Annotated in this window: 17 protein-coding genes; 6 read left to right on the forward strand and 11 right to left on the reverse strand. The window is 65.7% G+C overall.

What is annotated here, in order from left to right:
• Window positions 1-13: 13 nt before the first annotated feature.
• From AC06E9_RS04690 to AC06E9_RS04710, 5 genes are all read right to left on the reverse strand, one after another.
• The gene (locus AC06E9_RS04690; RefSeq protein ID WP_088433764.1) at window positions 14-541 is read right to left on the reverse strand and encodes a F0F1 ATP synthase subunit delta; all 528 of its coding nucleotides are present in this window, start codon (window positions 539-541) and stop codon (window positions 14-16) included.
• A gap of 3 nt (window positions 542-544) precedes the next feature.
• Window positions 545-1015: a F0F1 ATP synthase subunit B gene (locus tag AC06E9_RS04695; RefSeq protein ID WP_088433763.1), complete on the reverse strand. Its 471-nt coding sequence runs from the start codon at window positions 1013-1015 to the stop codon at window positions 545-547.
• Window positions 1016-1126: 111 nt separating this feature from the next.
• Window positions 1127-1429 carry a F0F1 ATP synthase subunit C gene (gene atpE, locus AC06E9_RS04700; protein WP_088433762.1) on the reverse strand — a complete coding sequence of 101 codons (303 nt, stop codon included), beginning with the start codon at window positions 1427-1429 and terminating at the stop codon, window positions 1127-1129.
• Between the two features lie 66 nt (window positions 1430-1495).
• Window positions 1496-2326: a F0F1 ATP synthase subunit A gene (gene atpB, locus AC06E9_RS04705; RefSeq protein WP_121040081.1), complete on the reverse strand. Its 831-nt coding sequence runs from the start codon at window positions 2324-2326 to the stop codon at window positions 1496-1498.
• Window positions 2327-2357: 31 nt separating this feature from the next.
• Window positions 2358-2726, reverse strand: a complete 369-nt coding sequence (locus AC06E9_RS04710; protein ID WP_172407534.1) for a hypothetical protein — start codon at window positions 2724-2726, stop codon at window positions 2358-2360.
• 538 nt (window positions 2727-3264) lie between these two features.
• On the opposite strand from AC06E9_RS04710, the gene AC06E9_RS04715 reads away from it, so the two are divergent.
• Complete coding sequence (locus AC06E9_RS04715) at window positions 3265-4083, forward strand: TonB-dependent receptor (RefSeq protein WP_121040084.1); 819 nt, start codon at window positions 3265-3267, stop codon at window positions 4081-4083.
• A 489-nt stretch (window positions 4084-4572) separates the two neighbouring features.
• Here AC06E9_RS04715 and lpdA read toward each other — a convergent pair whose 3' ends face one another.
• The 4 genes from lpdA to AC06E9_RS04735 form a co-directional block, all read right to left on the reverse strand.
• Window positions 4573-6387 carry a dihydrolipoyl dehydrogenase gene (lpdA, locus tag AC06E9_RS04720; RefSeq protein WP_478055562.1) on the reverse strand — a complete coding sequence of 605 codons (1815 nt, stop codon included), beginning with the start codon at window positions 6385-6387 and terminating at the stop codon, window positions 4573-4575.
• Window positions 6388-6404: 17 nt separating this feature from the next.
• Window positions 6405-7052, reverse strand: a complete 648-nt coding sequence (locus AC06E9_RS04725; RefSeq protein ID WP_428999808.1) for a hypothetical protein — start codon at window positions 7050-7052, stop codon at window positions 6405-6407.
• The gene (aceF, locus tag AC06E9_RS04730; RefSeq protein WP_121040090.1) at window positions 7049-8452 is read right to left on the reverse strand and encodes a dihydrolipoyllysine-residue acetyltransferase; all 1404 of its coding nucleotides are present in this window, start codon (window positions 8450-8452) and stop codon (window positions 7049-7051) included. The genes AC06E9_RS04725 and aceF overlap by 4 nt, the downstream gene beginning before the upstream one ends.
• Before the next feature lie 200 nt (window positions 8453-8652).
• Complete coding sequence (locus tag AC06E9_RS04735; protein ID WP_152151083.1) at window positions 8653-9174, reverse strand: DNA-deoxyinosine glycosylase; 522 nt, start codon at window positions 9172-9174, stop codon at window positions 8653-8655.
• Between the two features lie 192 nt (window positions 9175-9366).
• Here AC06E9_RS04735 and AC06E9_RS04740 point away from each other — a divergent pair, with 192 nt between their 5' ends.
• From AC06E9_RS04740 to glpK, 3 genes are all read left to right on the forward strand, one after another.
• The gene (locus AC06E9_RS04740) at window positions 9367-9999 is read left to right on the forward strand and encodes an OmpW/AlkL family protein (protein ID WP_019183623.1); all 633 of its coding nucleotides are present in this window, start codon (window positions 9367-9369) and stop codon (window positions 9997-9999) included.
• 162 nt (window positions 10000-10161) lie between these two features.
• Window positions 10162-11655 (forward strand): glycerol-3-phosphate dehydrogenase, encoded by a 1494-nt coding sequence (glpD, locus tag AC06E9_RS04745; protein ID WP_478055564.1) that lies wholly within the window; start codon window positions 10162-10164, stop codon window positions 11653-11655.
• 48 nt (window positions 11656-11703) lie between these two features.
• Window positions 11704-13203 carry a glycerol kinase GlpK gene (gene glpK / locus AC06E9_RS04750; RefSeq protein ID WP_152151079.1) on the forward strand — a complete coding sequence of 500 codons (1500 nt, stop codon included), beginning with the start codon at window positions 11704-11706 and terminating at the stop codon, window positions 13201-13203.
• Window positions 13204-13275: 72 nt separating this feature from the next.
• On the opposite strand, the gene AC06E9_RS04755 is transcribed toward glpK, so the two are convergent.
• Both AC06E9_RS04755 and AC06E9_RS04760 read right to left on the reverse strand, forming a co-directional pair.
• Window positions 13276-14070 (reverse strand): MetQ/NlpA family ABC transporter substrate-binding protein, encoded by a 795-nt coding sequence (locus AC06E9_RS04755; protein ID WP_121040102.1) that lies wholly within the window; start codon window positions 14068-14070, stop codon window positions 13276-13278.
• A gap of 113 nt (window positions 14071-14183) precedes the next feature.
• Entirely contained in the window at window positions 14184-15149 is a 966-nt protein-coding gene (locus AC06E9_RS04760) for a helix-turn-helix transcriptional regulator (protein WP_121040104.1), read from the reverse strand.
• A gap of 90 nt (window positions 15150-15239) precedes the next feature.
• Here AC06E9_RS04760 and AC06E9_RS04765 point away from each other — a divergent pair, with 90 nt between their 5' ends.
• Both AC06E9_RS04765 and AC06E9_RS04770 read left to right on the forward strand, forming a co-directional pair.
• The gene (locus AC06E9_RS04765; RefSeq protein ID WP_478055565.1) at window positions 15240-15851 is read left to right on the forward strand and encodes a hypothetical protein; all 612 of its coding nucleotides are present in this window, start codon (window positions 15240-15242) and stop codon (window positions 15849-15851) included.
• A 122-nt stretch (window positions 15852-15973) separates the two neighbouring features.
• Window positions 15974-16750 carry a DUF481 domain-containing protein gene (locus AC06E9_RS04770; protein WP_121040108.1) on the forward strand — a complete coding sequence of 259 codons (777 nt, stop codon included), beginning with the start codon at window positions 15974-15976 and terminating at the stop codon, window positions 16748-16750.
• The last annotated feature ends 23 nt before the right edge of the window (window positions 16751-16773 follow it).

Consider the following 16773-nt stretch of genomic DNA (forward strand, 5'->3'; position numbering starts at 1 on the left):
ACGTTAAATGAATTCAGTTAGCGAGCGCGGTCTGCAGGCGCGACAGCTTGCCCTTGAGCGAGCCATCGATGACCACATCACCGGCGTCGATCACGGCACCGCCGATCAGCGACGCATCCACTGCGGTCGTCACATCCACCTCGGCGCCGAAGCGCTTGCGCAGCGCGGCCTTGATGGCGTCCAGTTCGGCGCCGGACAATTCGGTGGCCGAGGTCACCGTGGCCTTGACCACGTGTTCGGCTTCAGCGCGCAGCTGGTCGTACATGCCGGCGATTTCCGGCAGCAGCGGCAGACGGTGCGCATCGGCCAGGATGGCCAGGAAGCGACCGAAGGTCTCGCTGGACGATTCCGGCACCAGCATCGCGACGGCATCGCCACGATCCAGTTCCGGGTTCGACAGCAAGGCCGCCACGCGCGGGTCGGCAGCTACGTGGGCGGAGAACGCAAGCGCGTCCGACCACGGCGCGAACGTGCCTTCGTCGCGCGCGGTCGCGAACGCGGCGCGGGCATACGGGCGTGCAAGCGTGAGGGCCTGGCTCATCGATCAGATCTCCGAGGCCAGCTCGTCGAGCAGCGCCTTGTGGGCGTTGGCGTCGATTTCGCGCTTGAGCAGCTTTTCGGCACCGCTTACGGCCAGCGCGGACACCTGCTTGCGCAGATCTTCACGGGCACGGTTGGCGGCAGCGTCGATCTCGGCGTAGGCCAGATCTTTCTGGCGGTTGGCTTCGACGATGGCTTCATTCTTGGCGGCATCAACGATCTGGTTGGCGCGTGCATGGGCCTGATCGATGATCTCGTTGGCCTTGGTGCGCGCATCCTTCAGTGCATCGTTGACCTTTTCCTGGGCCTGGGCCAGGTCTTTCTGGCTGCGGTCAGCAGCGGCAAGGCCTTCAGCGATCTTCTGCTGACGCTCTTCGATGGCGTTCATCAACGGCGGCCAGATCTTGGTCGCGATGATCCAGATCAGTCCGGCAAACGCCAGTGCCTGGGCAACGAGGGTAAAACCGATATCCATGGGGTTCGCTCAATCTGGGGTGATGGGGTGGTTGCGCCGCCCGAAGCGGCGCAGCCGTCCTTCATCCGCGATCAGGCGCACAAGGCGCCTGATCGTTTCGCTTTCGCTGGATCAGCCCGCAACGGCCGGCAGACGTGCAACGAACTCGCCGATGGTCGGGTTGGCAAAGGCCAGCAGCAGGCCGACGGCGACCGAGATGATGAACGCGGCATCGATCAGGCCGGCGGTGATGAACATGCGGACCTGCAGCACCGGAATCAGTTCCGGCTGGCGCGCGGCCGATTCCAGGAACTTACCGGACATGATGGCCAGACCGAGACCGGCACCCAGCGCGGCCAGGCCGATCATGATGCCGACGGCGAGGACGGTGGAGCTCTGGACTTGGGCGAGGTTGGTCAGGACGGCGAAGTACATGGTTTTCTCCTGGAACTTTGGATAACTAAGGGTTTAGAAACAAACGGATGAAGGGTGAAGCGAAACTCAGTGAGCGTCTTCCGACAGGCTCAGGTACACGATGGACAACATCATGAAGATGAACGCCTGCAGCGGAATCACCAGCAGGTGGAACAGCATCCAGCCCAAGCCGAATGCACCGCCTGCGATGGCACCGGCGATACCCGCACCGCCCAGCACCCAGATCAGCAGGAAGACGATCTCACCGCCGAACATGTTGCCGAACAGTCGCATCGCCAGCGAAATCGGCTTGCTCAGCCACTCGACGATGTTGAGGATCAGGTTGAACGGGAGCATCCACTTGCCGAACGGCGCGGTCAGGAATTCCTTGGTGAAGCCACCCAGGCCCTTGGAGCGCAGCGCGAAGAACAGCATCAGGAAGAACACGCTGATCGACATGCCCAGGGTGGCATTGACGTCGGCGGTGGGAACCGGCTTCCAGAACGCGTAATCATGCGGATGGGCGGCGCCCATCATGCCGGCCACCCACTGGGTGAAGGCATTCATCGGGTAGCCGATGAAATCCGCAGGAATCATCTTGATGAGGTTCATCAAGAGGATCCAGAAGAAGATGGTGATCGCGATCGGGGTCACCAGCTTGCTGGTGCCGTGGTAGGTGTCCTTGGCCTGGCGGTCAACGAACTCCAGGCAGATCTCGATGAACGCCTGCCACTTGCCCGGGACGCCTGCGGTCGCTTTGCGCGTGGCCATCCAGAAGGCGAACACCATGATCAGGCCCATCAGGACCGACGTGGCGATAGTATCCAGATGCAACGCCCACGGGCTGTCACGCATCACCACAAGATTCTGCAGGTGATGTTGGATGTAGGAGGTGGGAGTTAGCGCCTCGCCTGCCATGTGTCCGGAACCTTGAGTTAAATAAATTGGATCAGCGCCTGGCCAGAGCCAGGACCTGGAACATCAACCCGACGGCGATACCGGCCAGCAGCGCCAGTGCAGGCAGCTTGAAGACCAGGAACCCCACCATCAGGACGCCGAATACGAGCACCCACTTTGCCACCACCGCCAGGATCAGGCGGGTCATCGCCGAACCTGCCGCCTGCACCCCGCCGCCCAGCGCCATCCGCGCGGCGACCCAGCCGGCTGCAGAAACCGCCACACCGGAGAGCAGCGCCCCCAGAGCGGCCTTCGGGCCTCCCCACAGCAGCAGGGCAAGAGCCAGGACAGCCACTGCAGCCAGCGGGTAAACCGCTGCGCGCAGCATCAGTCGCCGACCCGCGTCAACGGAGTTCAGCACGTGAATGTCCTGCATGGTTGTGAGTAGGAAAGGCCGAGGCAGCAAGCCAGCGCCTCGTCGAGCCGCCAAATTATAGCAATGGGACAATTTGAGAGACAACCGCTGCCTGTTCATCCCGGATGTAAGCCCGCCGTTGGGGGGTTGTGGAAACCTGTTCCACCCTCGGGCCAATCCCACTGCGCAAAGAGGCGCCCGATGCGGCAGTGCAACATGTTGAACTTTGGTCGCGCACCCGGGTCAGACCCATCAGCCTGCCGTTGAATCCTCGTCGGCGTCCCGCGCGCAGGCCAGTACAGGGTGGCCCCGAAGCCCTCTCCGGGGCCACCCTCTTTTTGCGGTGCTGCCTGTGTGATCCAGAATCAGGCCCAGCGCGGCCGGTCGTGAACGGTGATTCCATCCGAAAACGGCCACGGGGCAGACCTGTGTGCCCTCTGTCTGCATGAACGGTACACACTGCGTCCACCATACCTTCACGAATGGTGGACGTCGCAGTGGGCAATGTGACGGCACATCACTAGAACCACCGCAAGGACCCCCGATGCGCCCGATGCTCTCCCTGCTTGCCGTGCCAGTCGCTCTGGCCGCACTCTCCTACGCCGCTCCGTCCCACGCCGCCGAAGGCGATGACCGCTTCGCCCTGCGCCTGGGTGCGATGCAGATCGATTCGGACAACACGATCCGTGGCAACACCAACATCGCGGGTCAGGACGTTGGCTTCTCCGAAGATTTCGGCCTCGGTGGCAAGGAATGGGAGCCGCGCATTGACGGCATGTTCCGTATCAGCAACCGCCAGCGCCTGCTGTTCAACTACTTCAAGTACGACAAGGATCGCCGCGAGACCCTCGATCAGGGTGTCAGCTTCGGCGATACCACTGTGCCGGCCGGCAGCTTCATCAAGGGTGAGCTGAAGTACCAGGTCGCCAGCCTGGTGTATGACTACTCGGTGGTGGACACCGAGAAGTTCGACCTCGGCCTGCAGCTGGGTGCCGAGTACGCCAAGGTCAGCACCAAGGCCTACGCCGATGTCGGCGACCTGTACCAGGGCGAGTTCCTGGACGAGAAGGCCGACGGTGTGGCGCCGGTGGTCGGTGCACGCTTGAGCTTCACGCCGTCCGAGAAGTGGATGATCACCTTCCAGGGCCAGTACCTGAACACCAAGTGGGGCAACTTCGACGATTACGACGGCGACCTGAGCCGCGCCAATGCGATCGTCGATTACCGCTTCACCAAGAACTTCGGCGTGTTCGCCGGCTACGACTGGTTCAAGCTGGACGTGGACCAGAGCGGCAGCGATGGCACGATCGGTCTGAAGCAGGAGTTCAAGGGTCCGGTGGCTGGCGTCAGCTTCGTCTTCTAAGCCCTTCGCACTACCTCTCTCCAAGCGCGGCCTCCGAAATATCGGGGGCCGCGTTTTTTTTGTGCGCTTTGTTTTGGGGAGCAACTGCGGGTTGTTTGGGGGTCGGGCACGGACACCCTGTCGTGCGAATGTCCCCCGGCGACGGCCTGTGGCCGCCACCTCCTCCTTGATTTCGCACCACAGGGTATCCGTGCCCGCCTCGACAAATTCCGGTGGTGGCCTGCAGGAGAGCGTCAGGCGCTTCGTTCCGCAAACCGGGCCCCGCCGCGGCCGGTAGGCCGTTGGGCAAAATCAAGGAGGAGGCAGCCGCCGTGAGGCGGATGCCGGGGGACATTTGCCGAACGGCCTACCGGCCGCGGCGGGGCCCGGTTTGCGGAACGAAGCGATCCCGAGCGAAGCTGGATCGACAACACCAGCAACAAAAAACCCCGGCGTTCACCGGGGTTTTTCGTTGAACCGGCGTCACCACCCAGGGCGGTGATCGACCGATTATTTCTTCTTCGGCATGTACAGATCGGTGATCGTGCCGTCGTAGATTTCCGCGGCCATCGCGACCGATTCGCTCAGCGTCGGATGGGCGTGGATGGTGTGGCCGATGTCTTCGGCCTCCGCACCCATCTCGATCGCCAGGCCGATCTCGGCCAGCAGATCACCCGCGTGCACGCCGACGATCGCACCACCGATGATGCGGTGGGTCTCTTCGTCGAAGATCAGCTTGGTGAAGCCCTCGGTACGACCGATGCCGATCGCGCGGCCGCTGGCGGCCCACGGGAACTTGGCCACGCCGACCTTCAGGCCCTTGGCCTTGGCTTCGGTTTCGGTCACGCCGACCCACGCGATTTCCGGATTGGTGTAAGCCACCGACGGAATCACGCGCGCCACCCACTCCTTCTTCTCGCCGGCGGCCACTTCCGCAGCCAGCTTGCCCTCGTGCGTGGCCTTGTGGGCCAGCATCGGGTTGCCGACGATGTCGCCGATCGCAAAGATGTGCGGCACATTGGTGCGCATCTGGCGGTCGGCCGGGATGAAGCCACGGTCGGTGACCTGCACGCCAGCCTTCTCGGCATCGATCTTCTTGCCGTTCGGCGAGCGGCCCACCGCGACCAGCACGCGGTCGAAGGTGGTCGCGTCCAGACCCGGCTTTTCGCCTTCCACGGCCGCTTCGAAGGACACGGTGATACCGGCCTTCTCGGCCTTGACGTCGGTCGCCTTGGTCTTCAGGTGGACCTCGACGCCCTGCTTCTTCAGGCGATCGGCCAGCGGCTTGACCAGGTCCTTGTCAGCGCCCGGCATCAGCTGGTCCATGAACTCGACCACGGTCACCTTGCTGCCCAGCGCCGCATACACCGTCGCCATTTCCAGGCCGATGATGCCGCCACCGACCACCAGCAGCGAACCCGGCACGTCGGCCAGTTCCAGCGCATCGGTGGAATCCATGACGCGCGTGTCGTCCCACGGGAAGTTCGGCAGCTTCACCGCCTGCGAACCGGCCGCGATGATGCACTGCTCGAAGCGCAGCAGCTGGGTCTTGCCGTCGTCGCCGACGATCTCCAGCTCATTGGCCGAGACGAACCTGGCCAGGCCCTGCACGGTGCGCACCTTGCGCTGCTTGGCCATGCCGGCCAGGCCCTTGGTCAGCTGGGTGACCACCTTTTCCTTGTAGCCGCGCAGCTTGTCCAGGGTGATGGTCGGCTTGCCGAACTCCACGCCGAAATCACCGGCGTGGGCGACTTCATCGATCACCGCGGCGGCGTGCAGCAGCGCCTTGGACGGGATGCAGCCCACGTTGAGGCAGACGCCGCCGAGGCTGGCGTAACGCTCGACCAGCACGGTGTCCACGCCCAGGTCGGCCGAACGGAAGGCAGCGGTGTAACCGCCCGGGCCTGCGCCCAGCACCACCATCTTGCACTCGATATCGGCCGGCTTGCCCGACGACAGCGCCGGCTGCGGCGCGGCCGGTTCGGCCGGGGCGCGGTGCGACGGGGTCACCGGCGGCTTGCTGGCCGGGGCAGCCTCGGCCTTCGGCGCCTCCGCCTTGGCCGGCGCGGCAGGCGCGGCGGCCTCGCCTTCGGCTTCCAGCAGCAGCACGACGTCGCCTTCGGAGAGGTTGTCGCCGAGCTTGACCTTGATTTCCTTGACCACACCGGCGGCCGAGGACGGCACTTCCAGCGTTGCCTTGTCCGATTCCAGCGTGACCAGACCCTGGTCCTTCTTCACCGTGTCACCCACGGCGACCAGCAGTTCGATCACCGGGACACCGCTGTAATCGCCGATGTCAGGAACCTTGATTTCAATTGCGGCCATTCGTGTTCTCCTGGTGCTCAGCCGGCCTTGCCGCCGAGCAGTTGCTGCAGTTCGTCGAGCGACTCGTCCAGATCTTTCCAGCGACGGTCGAGCTTCTTTTCCTTGGTGTCGCTGGCTTCGATCAGCAGCGCCACCTGTTTCATCATCAGCCGGCCCGCGCCGCACGCCGGCCGGGTGCCGCTGTAACGCTGGCCATCCACGGTGAAGGACAGCACGTCACCGTCCAGCACCGGCGCCTTGCGGTCGCCCGGCACCTGCGCGGCCAGCGCGGCCTGCCAGCTGTGCAGCATCCGCTGCGCCAACGGCGCCGGGATGCTGACCTGGTACTGGTCCGGGGCCTGGTCCACACGCAGTTCCACACCGCCCTGGCGGGCGCCGCTGTTCCAGGTGTAGACGCGCTTGTCGGCCCGGCTGTAGCGCAGGGTCCATGCCTGGTCCTGGGAGCCGGGCAGCAAGGCGACGCCGGTCTCCACGCCACTCTTGGGCAGGCTCACCAGTGACAGCGCAGGCTGCACCGTGCCATCGAACAGGGTTTCCACCGCCTGGCCATAGTTGCCGACCGCCGGTGGCCAGCCATGGCCCAGGTCGGACGCGCATTCGCGCGCGCCCGCCTGCGCCATCGGCAGCGCCATCAGCAGCCCGGCCAGGACCAGGCCCTGCTTCACAGCAGGACGCGCCGCATGTCGGCCAACACCTGCGAGAGGTAGGTGGTGAAGCGGGCGGCCAGCGCGCCGTCGATGACGCGGTGGTCATAGCTCAGCGACAACGGCAGCATCAGCTTCGGGGCGAACTCCTTGCCATTCCAGACCGGCTGGATCGACGACTTGGACACGCCCAGGATGGCCACTTCCGGTGCATTGACGATCGGGGTGAATGCCGTGCCACCGATGCCGCCCAGCGAGCTGATCGAGAAGCAGCCACCGCTCATGTCGGCCGGGCCGAGCTTGCCGTCGCGGGCCTTCTTGGCCAGTTCGCCGGATTCCTGCGCGATCTGCACCACACCCTTCTTGTCGACGTCGCGGATCACCGGCACGACCAGGCCGCTCGGCGTATCGGCCGCGAAACCGATGTTGAAGTACTTCTTCAGGGTCAGGTTCTCGCCGCTGGCATCCAGCGAGGCGTTGAACTCCGGGAACTTCTTCAGCGCCGCGGCGCTGGCCTTGACCAGGAAGGCGAGCATGGTCAGCTTGATGCCGGCCTTCTCGTTTTCCTTGTTCAGCGCCACGCGCAGGGCTTCCAGCTCGGTGATGTCGGCCTGCTCGAACTGGGTGACATGCGGAATCATCGCCCAGTTGCGGGCCAGGTTCGCGCCCGAGATCTTCTTGATCCGGGACAGCGGCTGGACCTCGACCTCACCGAACTTGCTGAAGTCGACCTTCGGCCAGGGCAGCAGGTTCAGACCGCCACCGGCCGCCACAGTACCGCCGGTGGCAGCGCCGCCGCCGGCCAGGGCCGACTTGACGAACTTCTGCACGTCGGACTTGGTGATGCGGCCCCCCTTCTCGGTGCCGCTCAGCTGGTTCAGGTCCACGCCCAGCTCGCGGGCGAACACGCGCACGGCCGGCGAAGCGTAGGGCACCTTCTGCGGCAGCACGCTGTCGGCGTTGAAGGCCACCGGCGGGCTGGTCGGCGAGCCACCCGACGGGGCAGCGGCGGCCGGGGCCGGCTGGGTCGGCTTGGCAGCGGACTGCTCGATATCACGGGCGGCCAGCTTGTCCGGCTCGGCCTGGGTGGCGACCGGCTCGACCTTGGTCGCGGTCTCGGCGGCTTCGGCCTTGGCAGCGGGGGCCGGGGCAGCAGCAGCGGCCGGCGCAGCGGCGGCTTCGCTGACTTCGATCAGGGCCACAAGCTTGCCCTCGGAGAGGTTGTCGCCGATCTTGACCTTGATTTCCTTGACGATACCGGCCACCGAGGACGGCACTTCCATCGTGGCCTTGTCCGATTCCAGCGTCACCAGACCCTGGTCTTTCTTGACGGTATCTCCAACGGCGACCAGCACCTCGATTACCGGGATATCGCTGTAGTCACCGATATCGGGGACAAGTGCTTCCTTGATTTCGGCCATGGGGAAAACTCCGGCAATCTGGTGTAGGGAATCGCCTATTGTGGGGGCTTCGCGCGCCAGCGCCAACCAGCTTGGCGAATTTTCAGCGCCGCTGTCCCGGGACAGGCTGTTGCAGGCATCTGCTTTGGCCGGATTGGGCTTGGCACAGTGCAAAGTGGAATTTTCCAGTCGGTACCGTATTGTCCGGCGCTGTCCCCGCCTCAGCGCCGGATGGCATCGGCCAGCGGCTGCCATGCCTCCACCAGCCGAGGCAACGGCCACGCCGCGTTCGCCGGGCTGGTGGAGGGCAGCGACCAGACCGGCACCTCGTGCGCCGCATCAAGCAGCGCCGGCACGATGAAACGCTGGAACGCCCGGTACGCGGTGCCGCCATTGCAGGCGATCGCGCGCAGCGCAGGCCATCCGTCGATCAGTACCCCAAGCGCATTGGGCACTTCACTGCCGCGCACGATCGACGCATCCAGGCTGCCGCGTCGCTCGCACTGCCCGATCACATCCCACACGCCCACACCGCGCGCGTTCAATGCGCGCACGCGATCCGGATAAGGAAGCGCCGCGTCGATCCCGCACAGCACGCCCATCAGCGGCCAGAAACGATTGCGCGGATGGGCGTAGTACTGCCCCGCCTGCAGCGATGCGACACCCGGCATCGAACCGAGTACCAGCACGCGGCAGTCGACGTCCAGCTGCGCAGGGAGGCCGATGCACGTTGTGGTTTCCATCACACCATCACCAGATGAATGAATGTCAGGCATCGCATCATCGCCCGTAAATGCAGCGGTTTCGCACTGATCGCTGAATGGAAACAACTAAATTTTAACGTGCGTCGGATGCGATTCATATTGCGGGGACTACGGTTGCCTCGCCCCACAACACCGGGGCCCAGAACAAAAACATCCTGAGGAGATTCCCCCATGCGCTCCATCCGTACCCTGACCCTGGCTACCCTGACTGCTCTTGCTTTTGCGCCGGCTGCTTTCGCGCAGGACAGCACTGTTGATACCGCTTCTGGCAAGCACTTCGCCGTGGTCGGCGGCGTGTCGCTGCTGCAGCCCAAGAACGATCCGCTCGATGGCGTGCGCAAGGTGGACGGCGGCCCGGCCCCGACCCTGAGCTTCAGCTACTACATCAACGACAACTGGGCCGTGGAACTGTGGGGCGCAGCCGACAAGTTCGATCACCGCGTGCGCGGCACCGATGGCGCCCGCCTGGGCACCGTCGAGCAGCAGCCGATCGCGCTGAGCGGCCAGTACCACTTCGGCCAGGCCGACAACGTGTTCCGTCCGTTCGTGGGCGCCGGTTACTACGAGTCCAACTTCAGCAATGAAGACCTCGCCAGCGACATCGGCCATATCGGCGTCAAGACCGCCAAGGGCGCGATCGGCACCGTCGGCGTGGACATGAACATCAACAGCACCTGGTTCGCCCGTGCCGATGCCCGCTACATGCATTCGCGCCCGGAGCTGACCGTCAACGGTGAAGGCACCGGCGACAAGGCCAAGCTGGATCCGTGGACCGTGGGCTTCGGCATCGGCGCGCGCTTCTAAGCACGCCGTTCCACTTCCACGCAATACGTACAACGGGCCCCTCGCGGGCCCGTTGTCGTTGTGGGGCCTGCAACGTGGGGCCTGAAACTTTCATCGGGCGTTGCCGGCCGGTGGCCGACACTGGGGTGACGATGGACCGGACCGGTCCGCCCCGGGGAGCCGATGAGCGAATCCTTCGACGTGCTGGTGGTGGGCGGGGGCATCAACGGCGCCGGCATCGCCCGCGACGCAGCAGGACGCGGCCTGTCGGTCTGCCTGTGCGAGCAGGATGACTTGGCCGCGCACACTTCCAGCGCCAGCACCAAGCTGATCCATGGCGGCCTGCGCTACCTGCAGCAGGGCGAGTTCGCGCTGGTACGCAAGGCGCTCAACGAACGCGAAACGCTGCGCCAGCTTGCGCCGCATCTGATCGCCCCGACCCGCTTCGTGCTGCCGCATGCGCGCCATCTGCGCCCGGCGTGGATGCTGCGCACGGGCCTGTGGCTCTACGACCACCTTGGCCATGCCACTCCCCATTTTCCGCGCTCGCAGCGCATCGACCTGCAGCGCGATCCGAGCGGCGCTGCATTGCAGCCCGCCTACCGGACCGGCTTCACCTACGCCGATGCACGCGTCAACGATGCCCGGCTGGTGGTGCTCAACGCGCTCGATGCGCATGAGCGCGGCGCCGACATCCGCACACGCACCCGCTGCGAACAATTGATCCGCCACCACGATCACTGGTGGGCCGTACTGCGCACCGCCAACGGCGACGTGCAGCGCCTCCGCGCGCGCTGCGTGGTCAATGCCAGTGGGCCGTGGGCCGGCACTGTGCTGGAACGGGCCGGACTCGATGCCCCGTTGGGAGTGCGGCTGGTGCAGGGCAGCCACCTGGTGGTGCCGCGCCTGTTCGCCCATGACAGTGCGTACCTGTTCCAGCAACCCGACCAGCGGGTGGTGTTCGCGATTCCGTTCGAACAGGACTTCACCCTGATCGGCACCACCGATACCGACTACGACGGCGACCCGGCGCAGGTGCAGCCCCGCGCCGACGAACAGGCCTATCTGCTCGAGGCGGTGAACCGGTTCGTGCGCGTTCCGGTGCGCGCCGAGGACATCGTCTGGCGCTACAGCGGGGTGCGCCCCCTGTTGGCCGATCATCACCGCGATGCATCGCGGGTCACGCGCGACTACCGGCTGGCGGTGGATACGGCCGGCGCGCCGCTGCTGAGCGTGCTGGGCGGCAAGCTGACCACCTACCGCGCACTGGCCGAGGACGCGCTGGGGCGGCTCGCACCCGCGCTGCCGGAGATGGGCGCGGCGTGGACTGCCGGTGGGCCACCGTTGCCGGGGGGCGATGGCGGCACCGCCATAGAGGTGGCCGAAGCGCTGCAGCGTGACCACCCTCGCCTGCCCCCTGCCCTGATGCAGCGCCTGGCCCGCAGCTACGGCACCCGTGCGGTCGGGCTGCTCGCCGGCGCACAGACACTCGACGCGCTGGGCCAGGACCACGGCGGCGGCCTCTACGACCGCGAACTGGACTACCTCATCGCGCACGAATGGGCCCGCACCGCTGACGACGTGCTGTGGCGCCGAAGCCACCTGGGCTTGCGCGTGGGCGCGGCACAGCGAGAAGCGCTGGCCGCCAGCCTGCAGGCGCGTGTTTCGATGCCGTAGGCTGTACGCCTGTCACGCCTCACGGCATCGATTTCCACGGAGCAGACCATGGACAAGCACTACGTGCTCGCCATCGACCAGGGCACGACCAGTTCGCGCGCCATCCTGTTCGATCATGCCGGGCGCATCGCCGGCAGCGCGCAACGCGAGTTCACCCAGATCTTCCCGCAGCCGGGCTGGGTGGAGCATGACCCGCGCGAGATCCTGACCAGTGTCTACACCACGATCACCGAGCTGTTGAACCGCTACCAGGTGGACCCGCGCACGATCGCCGGCATCGGCATCACCAACCAGCGCGAGACCACGGTGGTCTGGGACAAGGCTACCGGGCAGCCGATCCACAACGCCGTGGTGTGGCAGTCGCGGCAGAGCCATGCGATCTGCGAACAGCTCAAGGCCGATGGCCACGAGCCGCTGATCCGGCGCAAGACGGGGCTGTTGATCGATGCCTATTTTTCCGCGACCAAGATCCGCTGGATCCTCGATCACGTCGATTGCGCACAGGCACGTGCTGAACGCGGCGAGCTGCTGTTCGGCACCATCGACAGCTGGTTGATCTGGAACCTCAGTGGCGGCCAGGCGCACGTCACCGATGTCACCAATGCCGCGCGCACGCTGCTGTTCGATATCCATGCGCTGCAGTGGGACGATGAACTGCTGGCGCTGTTCAACATCCCGCGCGCGATGCTGCCGCAGGTGCGCAGTTCCAGCGAGGTGTATGCCACCACCCAGGCGCAGTTCTTCTTCGACCAGCACCTGCCCATTGCCGGCATCGCCGGCGACCAGCAGGCCGCGCTGTTCGGCCAGGCCTGCTTCGAGCCGGGCATGGCCAAGAACACCTACGGCACCGGCTGTTTCATGCTGATGAACACCGGCGAGAAGGCAGTGGTATCCGAGAACGGCCTGCTGACCACCATCGCGTGGGGCATTGATGGACGGGTGGAATACGCACTGGAGGGCTCGATCTTCGTCGCCGGCTCGGTGGTGCAATGGCTGCGCGACGGGCTGCGGATGTTCGGCAAATCCAGCGATTGCCAGGCCTATGCCGAGCGTGCCGCGGACAATGGCGGCGTGTACCTGGTACCCGCGTTCGTGGGGCTTGGGGCGCCGTACTGGCGCAGCGATGTGCGCGGCGCGATGTTCGGGCTGACCCGCGGCACCACCAAGGAGCACTTCATCCGCGCGGCGGTGGAATCGATGGCGTACCAGACCCGCGACGTGCTGGCGGCGATGCAGGCCGATGCGGGGATCGAGCTGAAGGAACTGCGCGCCGATGGCGGTGCGATCGCCAATGACTTCATGGCGCAGTTCCAGAGCGACATCCTGGGCGTGCCGGTGCTGCGCCCGCAGGTGGCCGAAACCACCGCGCTGGGCGCGGCCTATCTGGCCGGGCTGGCCACCGGGTTCTGGCGCAGCCGGGCGGAGATCGCCGAGCAATGGGCGGTGGACCGCCGCTTCACCCCGCAGATGCCGGTGGATCAGCGCGAGGCGCTGTACAGCGGCTGGCAGCAGGCGGTGGAGGCGACGATGGGCTTCCGCGTGGGGTGACGCCCGCGTCGGCGATCATTGCCGCGCGGGTGCGGCCAGCCACGCATGGCGTGGTTCTACCGTGGGTGCCGGTCAGAATGCCGGGAGGACCGCACCCTTGTACTTCTCGGCGATGAAAGCCTTCACTTCCGGGCCGGTCAGGGCCTTGGCCAGCTGCTGCACGCGGGCATCGTCTTTGTTGTCCGGGCGGGCAACGAGGAAGTTCACGTACGGCGAATCCTTGCTTTCGATCGCCAGCGCATCCTGGGTCGGGTTGAGCCCGGCATCCAGCGCGTAATTGGTGTTGATCAGGGCCAGATCGACCTGGTCCAGCACGCGCGGCAGCATCGCCGAATCCAGCTCGCGGAACTTGAGCTGCTTCGGGTTGGCGATGATGTCGCGCTGGGTCGCCAACGCATTGGTCGGGTCCTTGAGCGTGATCACGCCAGCCTTGTGCAGCAGGATCAGCGCGCGGCTGTTGTTGCTCGGGTCGTTGGGGATCACCACGTCGGCACCGTTGGGCAGCGCATCAAGCGATTTGAAACGACGCGAGTACGCACCGAAGGGCTCGATATGCACGCCGATCACCTTGACCAGGTCGGTCTTGCGGTCCCGGTTGTAGGCGTCCAGATAGGGTTCGGTCTGGAAGTAGTTCACGTCAACCTGCTTCTGCACCAGCTGGTCGTTGGGCTGCACGTAGTCATTGAAGACGCGCACATCCAGGGTCAGGCCTTCCTTTTCCAGGATCGGCTTGACCACGGCGAGGATCTCGGCGTGCGGCACCGCGGTGGCGGCAACCACCAGCTTCTTGGAATCGTTGGCCGGCTTGCCGCAGGCGGCCAGGGCCAGCGAGGCGGCAAGCAACGGGAGCAGCAGGTACTTTTTCATGGGGGCAGCGGGATCCATAAGGGCAGCAACGCCCCACGATACCGCACGCCCCGGCGCTTGCGGAATCCGGGGCATATGACCCCACGGCATGAGCCGATGCCGGCCCGGCCGGCTTACTCGTAACTGGTCAGTGCCAGTGCCAGCAGCGCCTTGGCCTGTTCGCGCAGCATCACCGGCTCCACGATTTCCGCGTCCGAGCCGTAGTGCAGCACGTCCATCAGCAGTTCGCGCGAGACGCTGTAAGGCAGTTTCAACTCATAGCGGCCATCGGGCAGGAAGCGGCCCTGCTGCTTGGAATGCCAGTGCTCATCGGCCACCCAGCGCGCAGCCTTGGCACTGAACACGATGGTGGCCCAGCCCTTGGGCGGCCCGGAGAAGATGCCGTAGCTGGCGCCCAGCTGTTCGTCCAGCTCGGTCTCATCCACATCGCGCGCGGTGGTATCGATCACGCGTGCCTTGTAGATGCGGTCCACCGCGAAACTGCGCAGGCCTTCGCGGCCGTGATCCCACGCATCCAGGTACCAGTTGTCGCGGTAGTGGGTCATGCGCTGCGGCGACACGGTGCGCTGGGTGGCCTCATCGGTGGAGCGGGCCCGGTACTCGAAGGCCAGCTGCTTGCGCTCCAGTACCGCCGAGGCGACGGCGCGGAAGCTGGCTTCATCGAACTTGCGGCCGCGGTGCGGAATCACCCGGACCCGGTCAACCGGCCAGGTCGAGACGCCGGCCTGTGCGGCCAGCAGGCCTTCAATCCGCTGCTGCAGCGGGGCCAGCACCGAGGACAGCACGCCGCCCCCCGTGCGCGAGAGCAGGTGCTGGGAGGCCAGCAGCGCGTGCAGTTCTTCCGAGCTGAGCCACAGGCCCGGCAGCTCGAAGCGGTCGCTCTCGTCGGCCTGGTAACGGAAGCCCGCCTCGCCGTCGCCTTCCACCGGGGCCATCAGCGCATCGCGCAGGAAGGCCAGGTCGCGGTAGACAGTCGCGCGGGAACACTCCAGTTTTTCCTGCAGGGCCGCCACCGTTACCGGGTAACGGGCGGACTTGAGCAGGCGATGCAGGGCGTTGATGCGTTCATATCGGTCCATGACCCGATTATGTCCGAGTCGCCGTCGTTGTGGCGGCTTCGGCTGCATCTTCGGCTATCGTGGGGCCCCCACCGTCTGCTGCCGCCCGTCATGCGCCTGTTGCCCGCCCTTGCCCTGTCCGCCGCCGCCCTGCTGCTCAGTGGCTGCGGACGCAGTGAAACGCCCGCGGCTGCGGTGCCTGCCGCGGCCGCACCGGCGGCCGACCCGGTCGGCACCGTGCTGGCCGCCAGCCAGCGCTTCGGCCAACTGCACAGCTTCCACGCGGTGATGAAGATGCAGGGCCCGCGCGCCCTGGAGGCGCAGATGGACTACGTGGCCCCGGACCGCTATCGGCTGATCACCGACGATGGCCCGCAGACCATCATTGGCAGCATGTTCTTCCTGCAGCGTGCCGGCGAAGTACGCCAGATCCCGGTGCCCGAAGGGATGCTGGCCCAGTGGCGCAATCCATTGCCGGCCGATCTGGAGCCGGCACAGCTGCAGGTGCGCGACCTCGGCGAAGACCGCGCCGGTGGCCAGCGCGCGCACAAATACGAGGTGCGCCATGCAACCGCCGCGCCGGATGGCCTGCTGTACTGGGTCAATGCACAGGGCCTGCCGGTGCAGATCGAGCGCAAGGGTGAAACCAACGGGCAGCCGTTCCGGATCACCGTGACCTATTCGCGCTTCGACGACGCCTCTCTGCGCATCGATATTCCCTGAACAGGGGCCGAGGCCGAACGTGCCCTAAAGCCGGGGCCCGTCGCCGAATGTGACGCTGAACGCATCAAGTATCATCCCCCCCTTGTTGTCCCTCCCCCTTGTCCGATCACGGAGAACCGTTGATGTCCCTGCGCGTTTCGTTGCTTGTTCCCCTGCTGCTCTGCGCCCCGGCGGTTTATGCACAGGACGCTGCCGAACTGGCGGCGATGACCTCCCCCTGGAGCGGCAGTGGCGGTGAACTGGGCTTTGCCTCGGCCCGCGGCAACAGCAATACCGAGAGCTTCAACGGTCGTCTGCGCCTGCGCTACACCGACGATGACTGGGTGCACAGCATGGATCTGTTCGGCCTGCGCTCGCGCTCGGAATACACCGATACCAACGACGACGGCACCACCATCCGCCGCCGCAACACCACCGCCAACCGCTACACCGGCAGTGCCGGCAGCGCGCTGCAGCTGGGCGAACACCGCCAGATCACCGCCACGGTGCGTTACGAGCGCGACGATTTCGCCACCTACGACCGCCAGAGCTCGTTCGGTCTGGGCTACGGCACCCGCATCATCGATGCCGAGCGCTTCTACATGGATGCGCAGATCGGCCCCGGTGTGCGCCGCACCCACAACACCGAAGACGACGCGACCCGCACCGGCCTGATCGGCCGCGGCCTGTTCGATCTCAAGTACACGCTGACCCCGAACACCGACCTGGTGAACACGCTGCTGGTCGAATCGGGCTCGTACAACACCTTCGCGCAGAACGATTTCGGCGTGTCGGTGAGCATGAACGAACATCTGGCGCTGAAGGCCGGCTGGCAGGCGCGCCACAACAGCGACGTCGCCGATGACAAGCGCAAGACCGACACGCTGACCACCATGAACGTGGTCTACAAGTTCAAGTAATCGCTGCGGGCGCCTGTGCGCCC

Source organism: Stenotrophomonas sp. Steno-Z10-BAI (genome assembly GCF_056393115.1).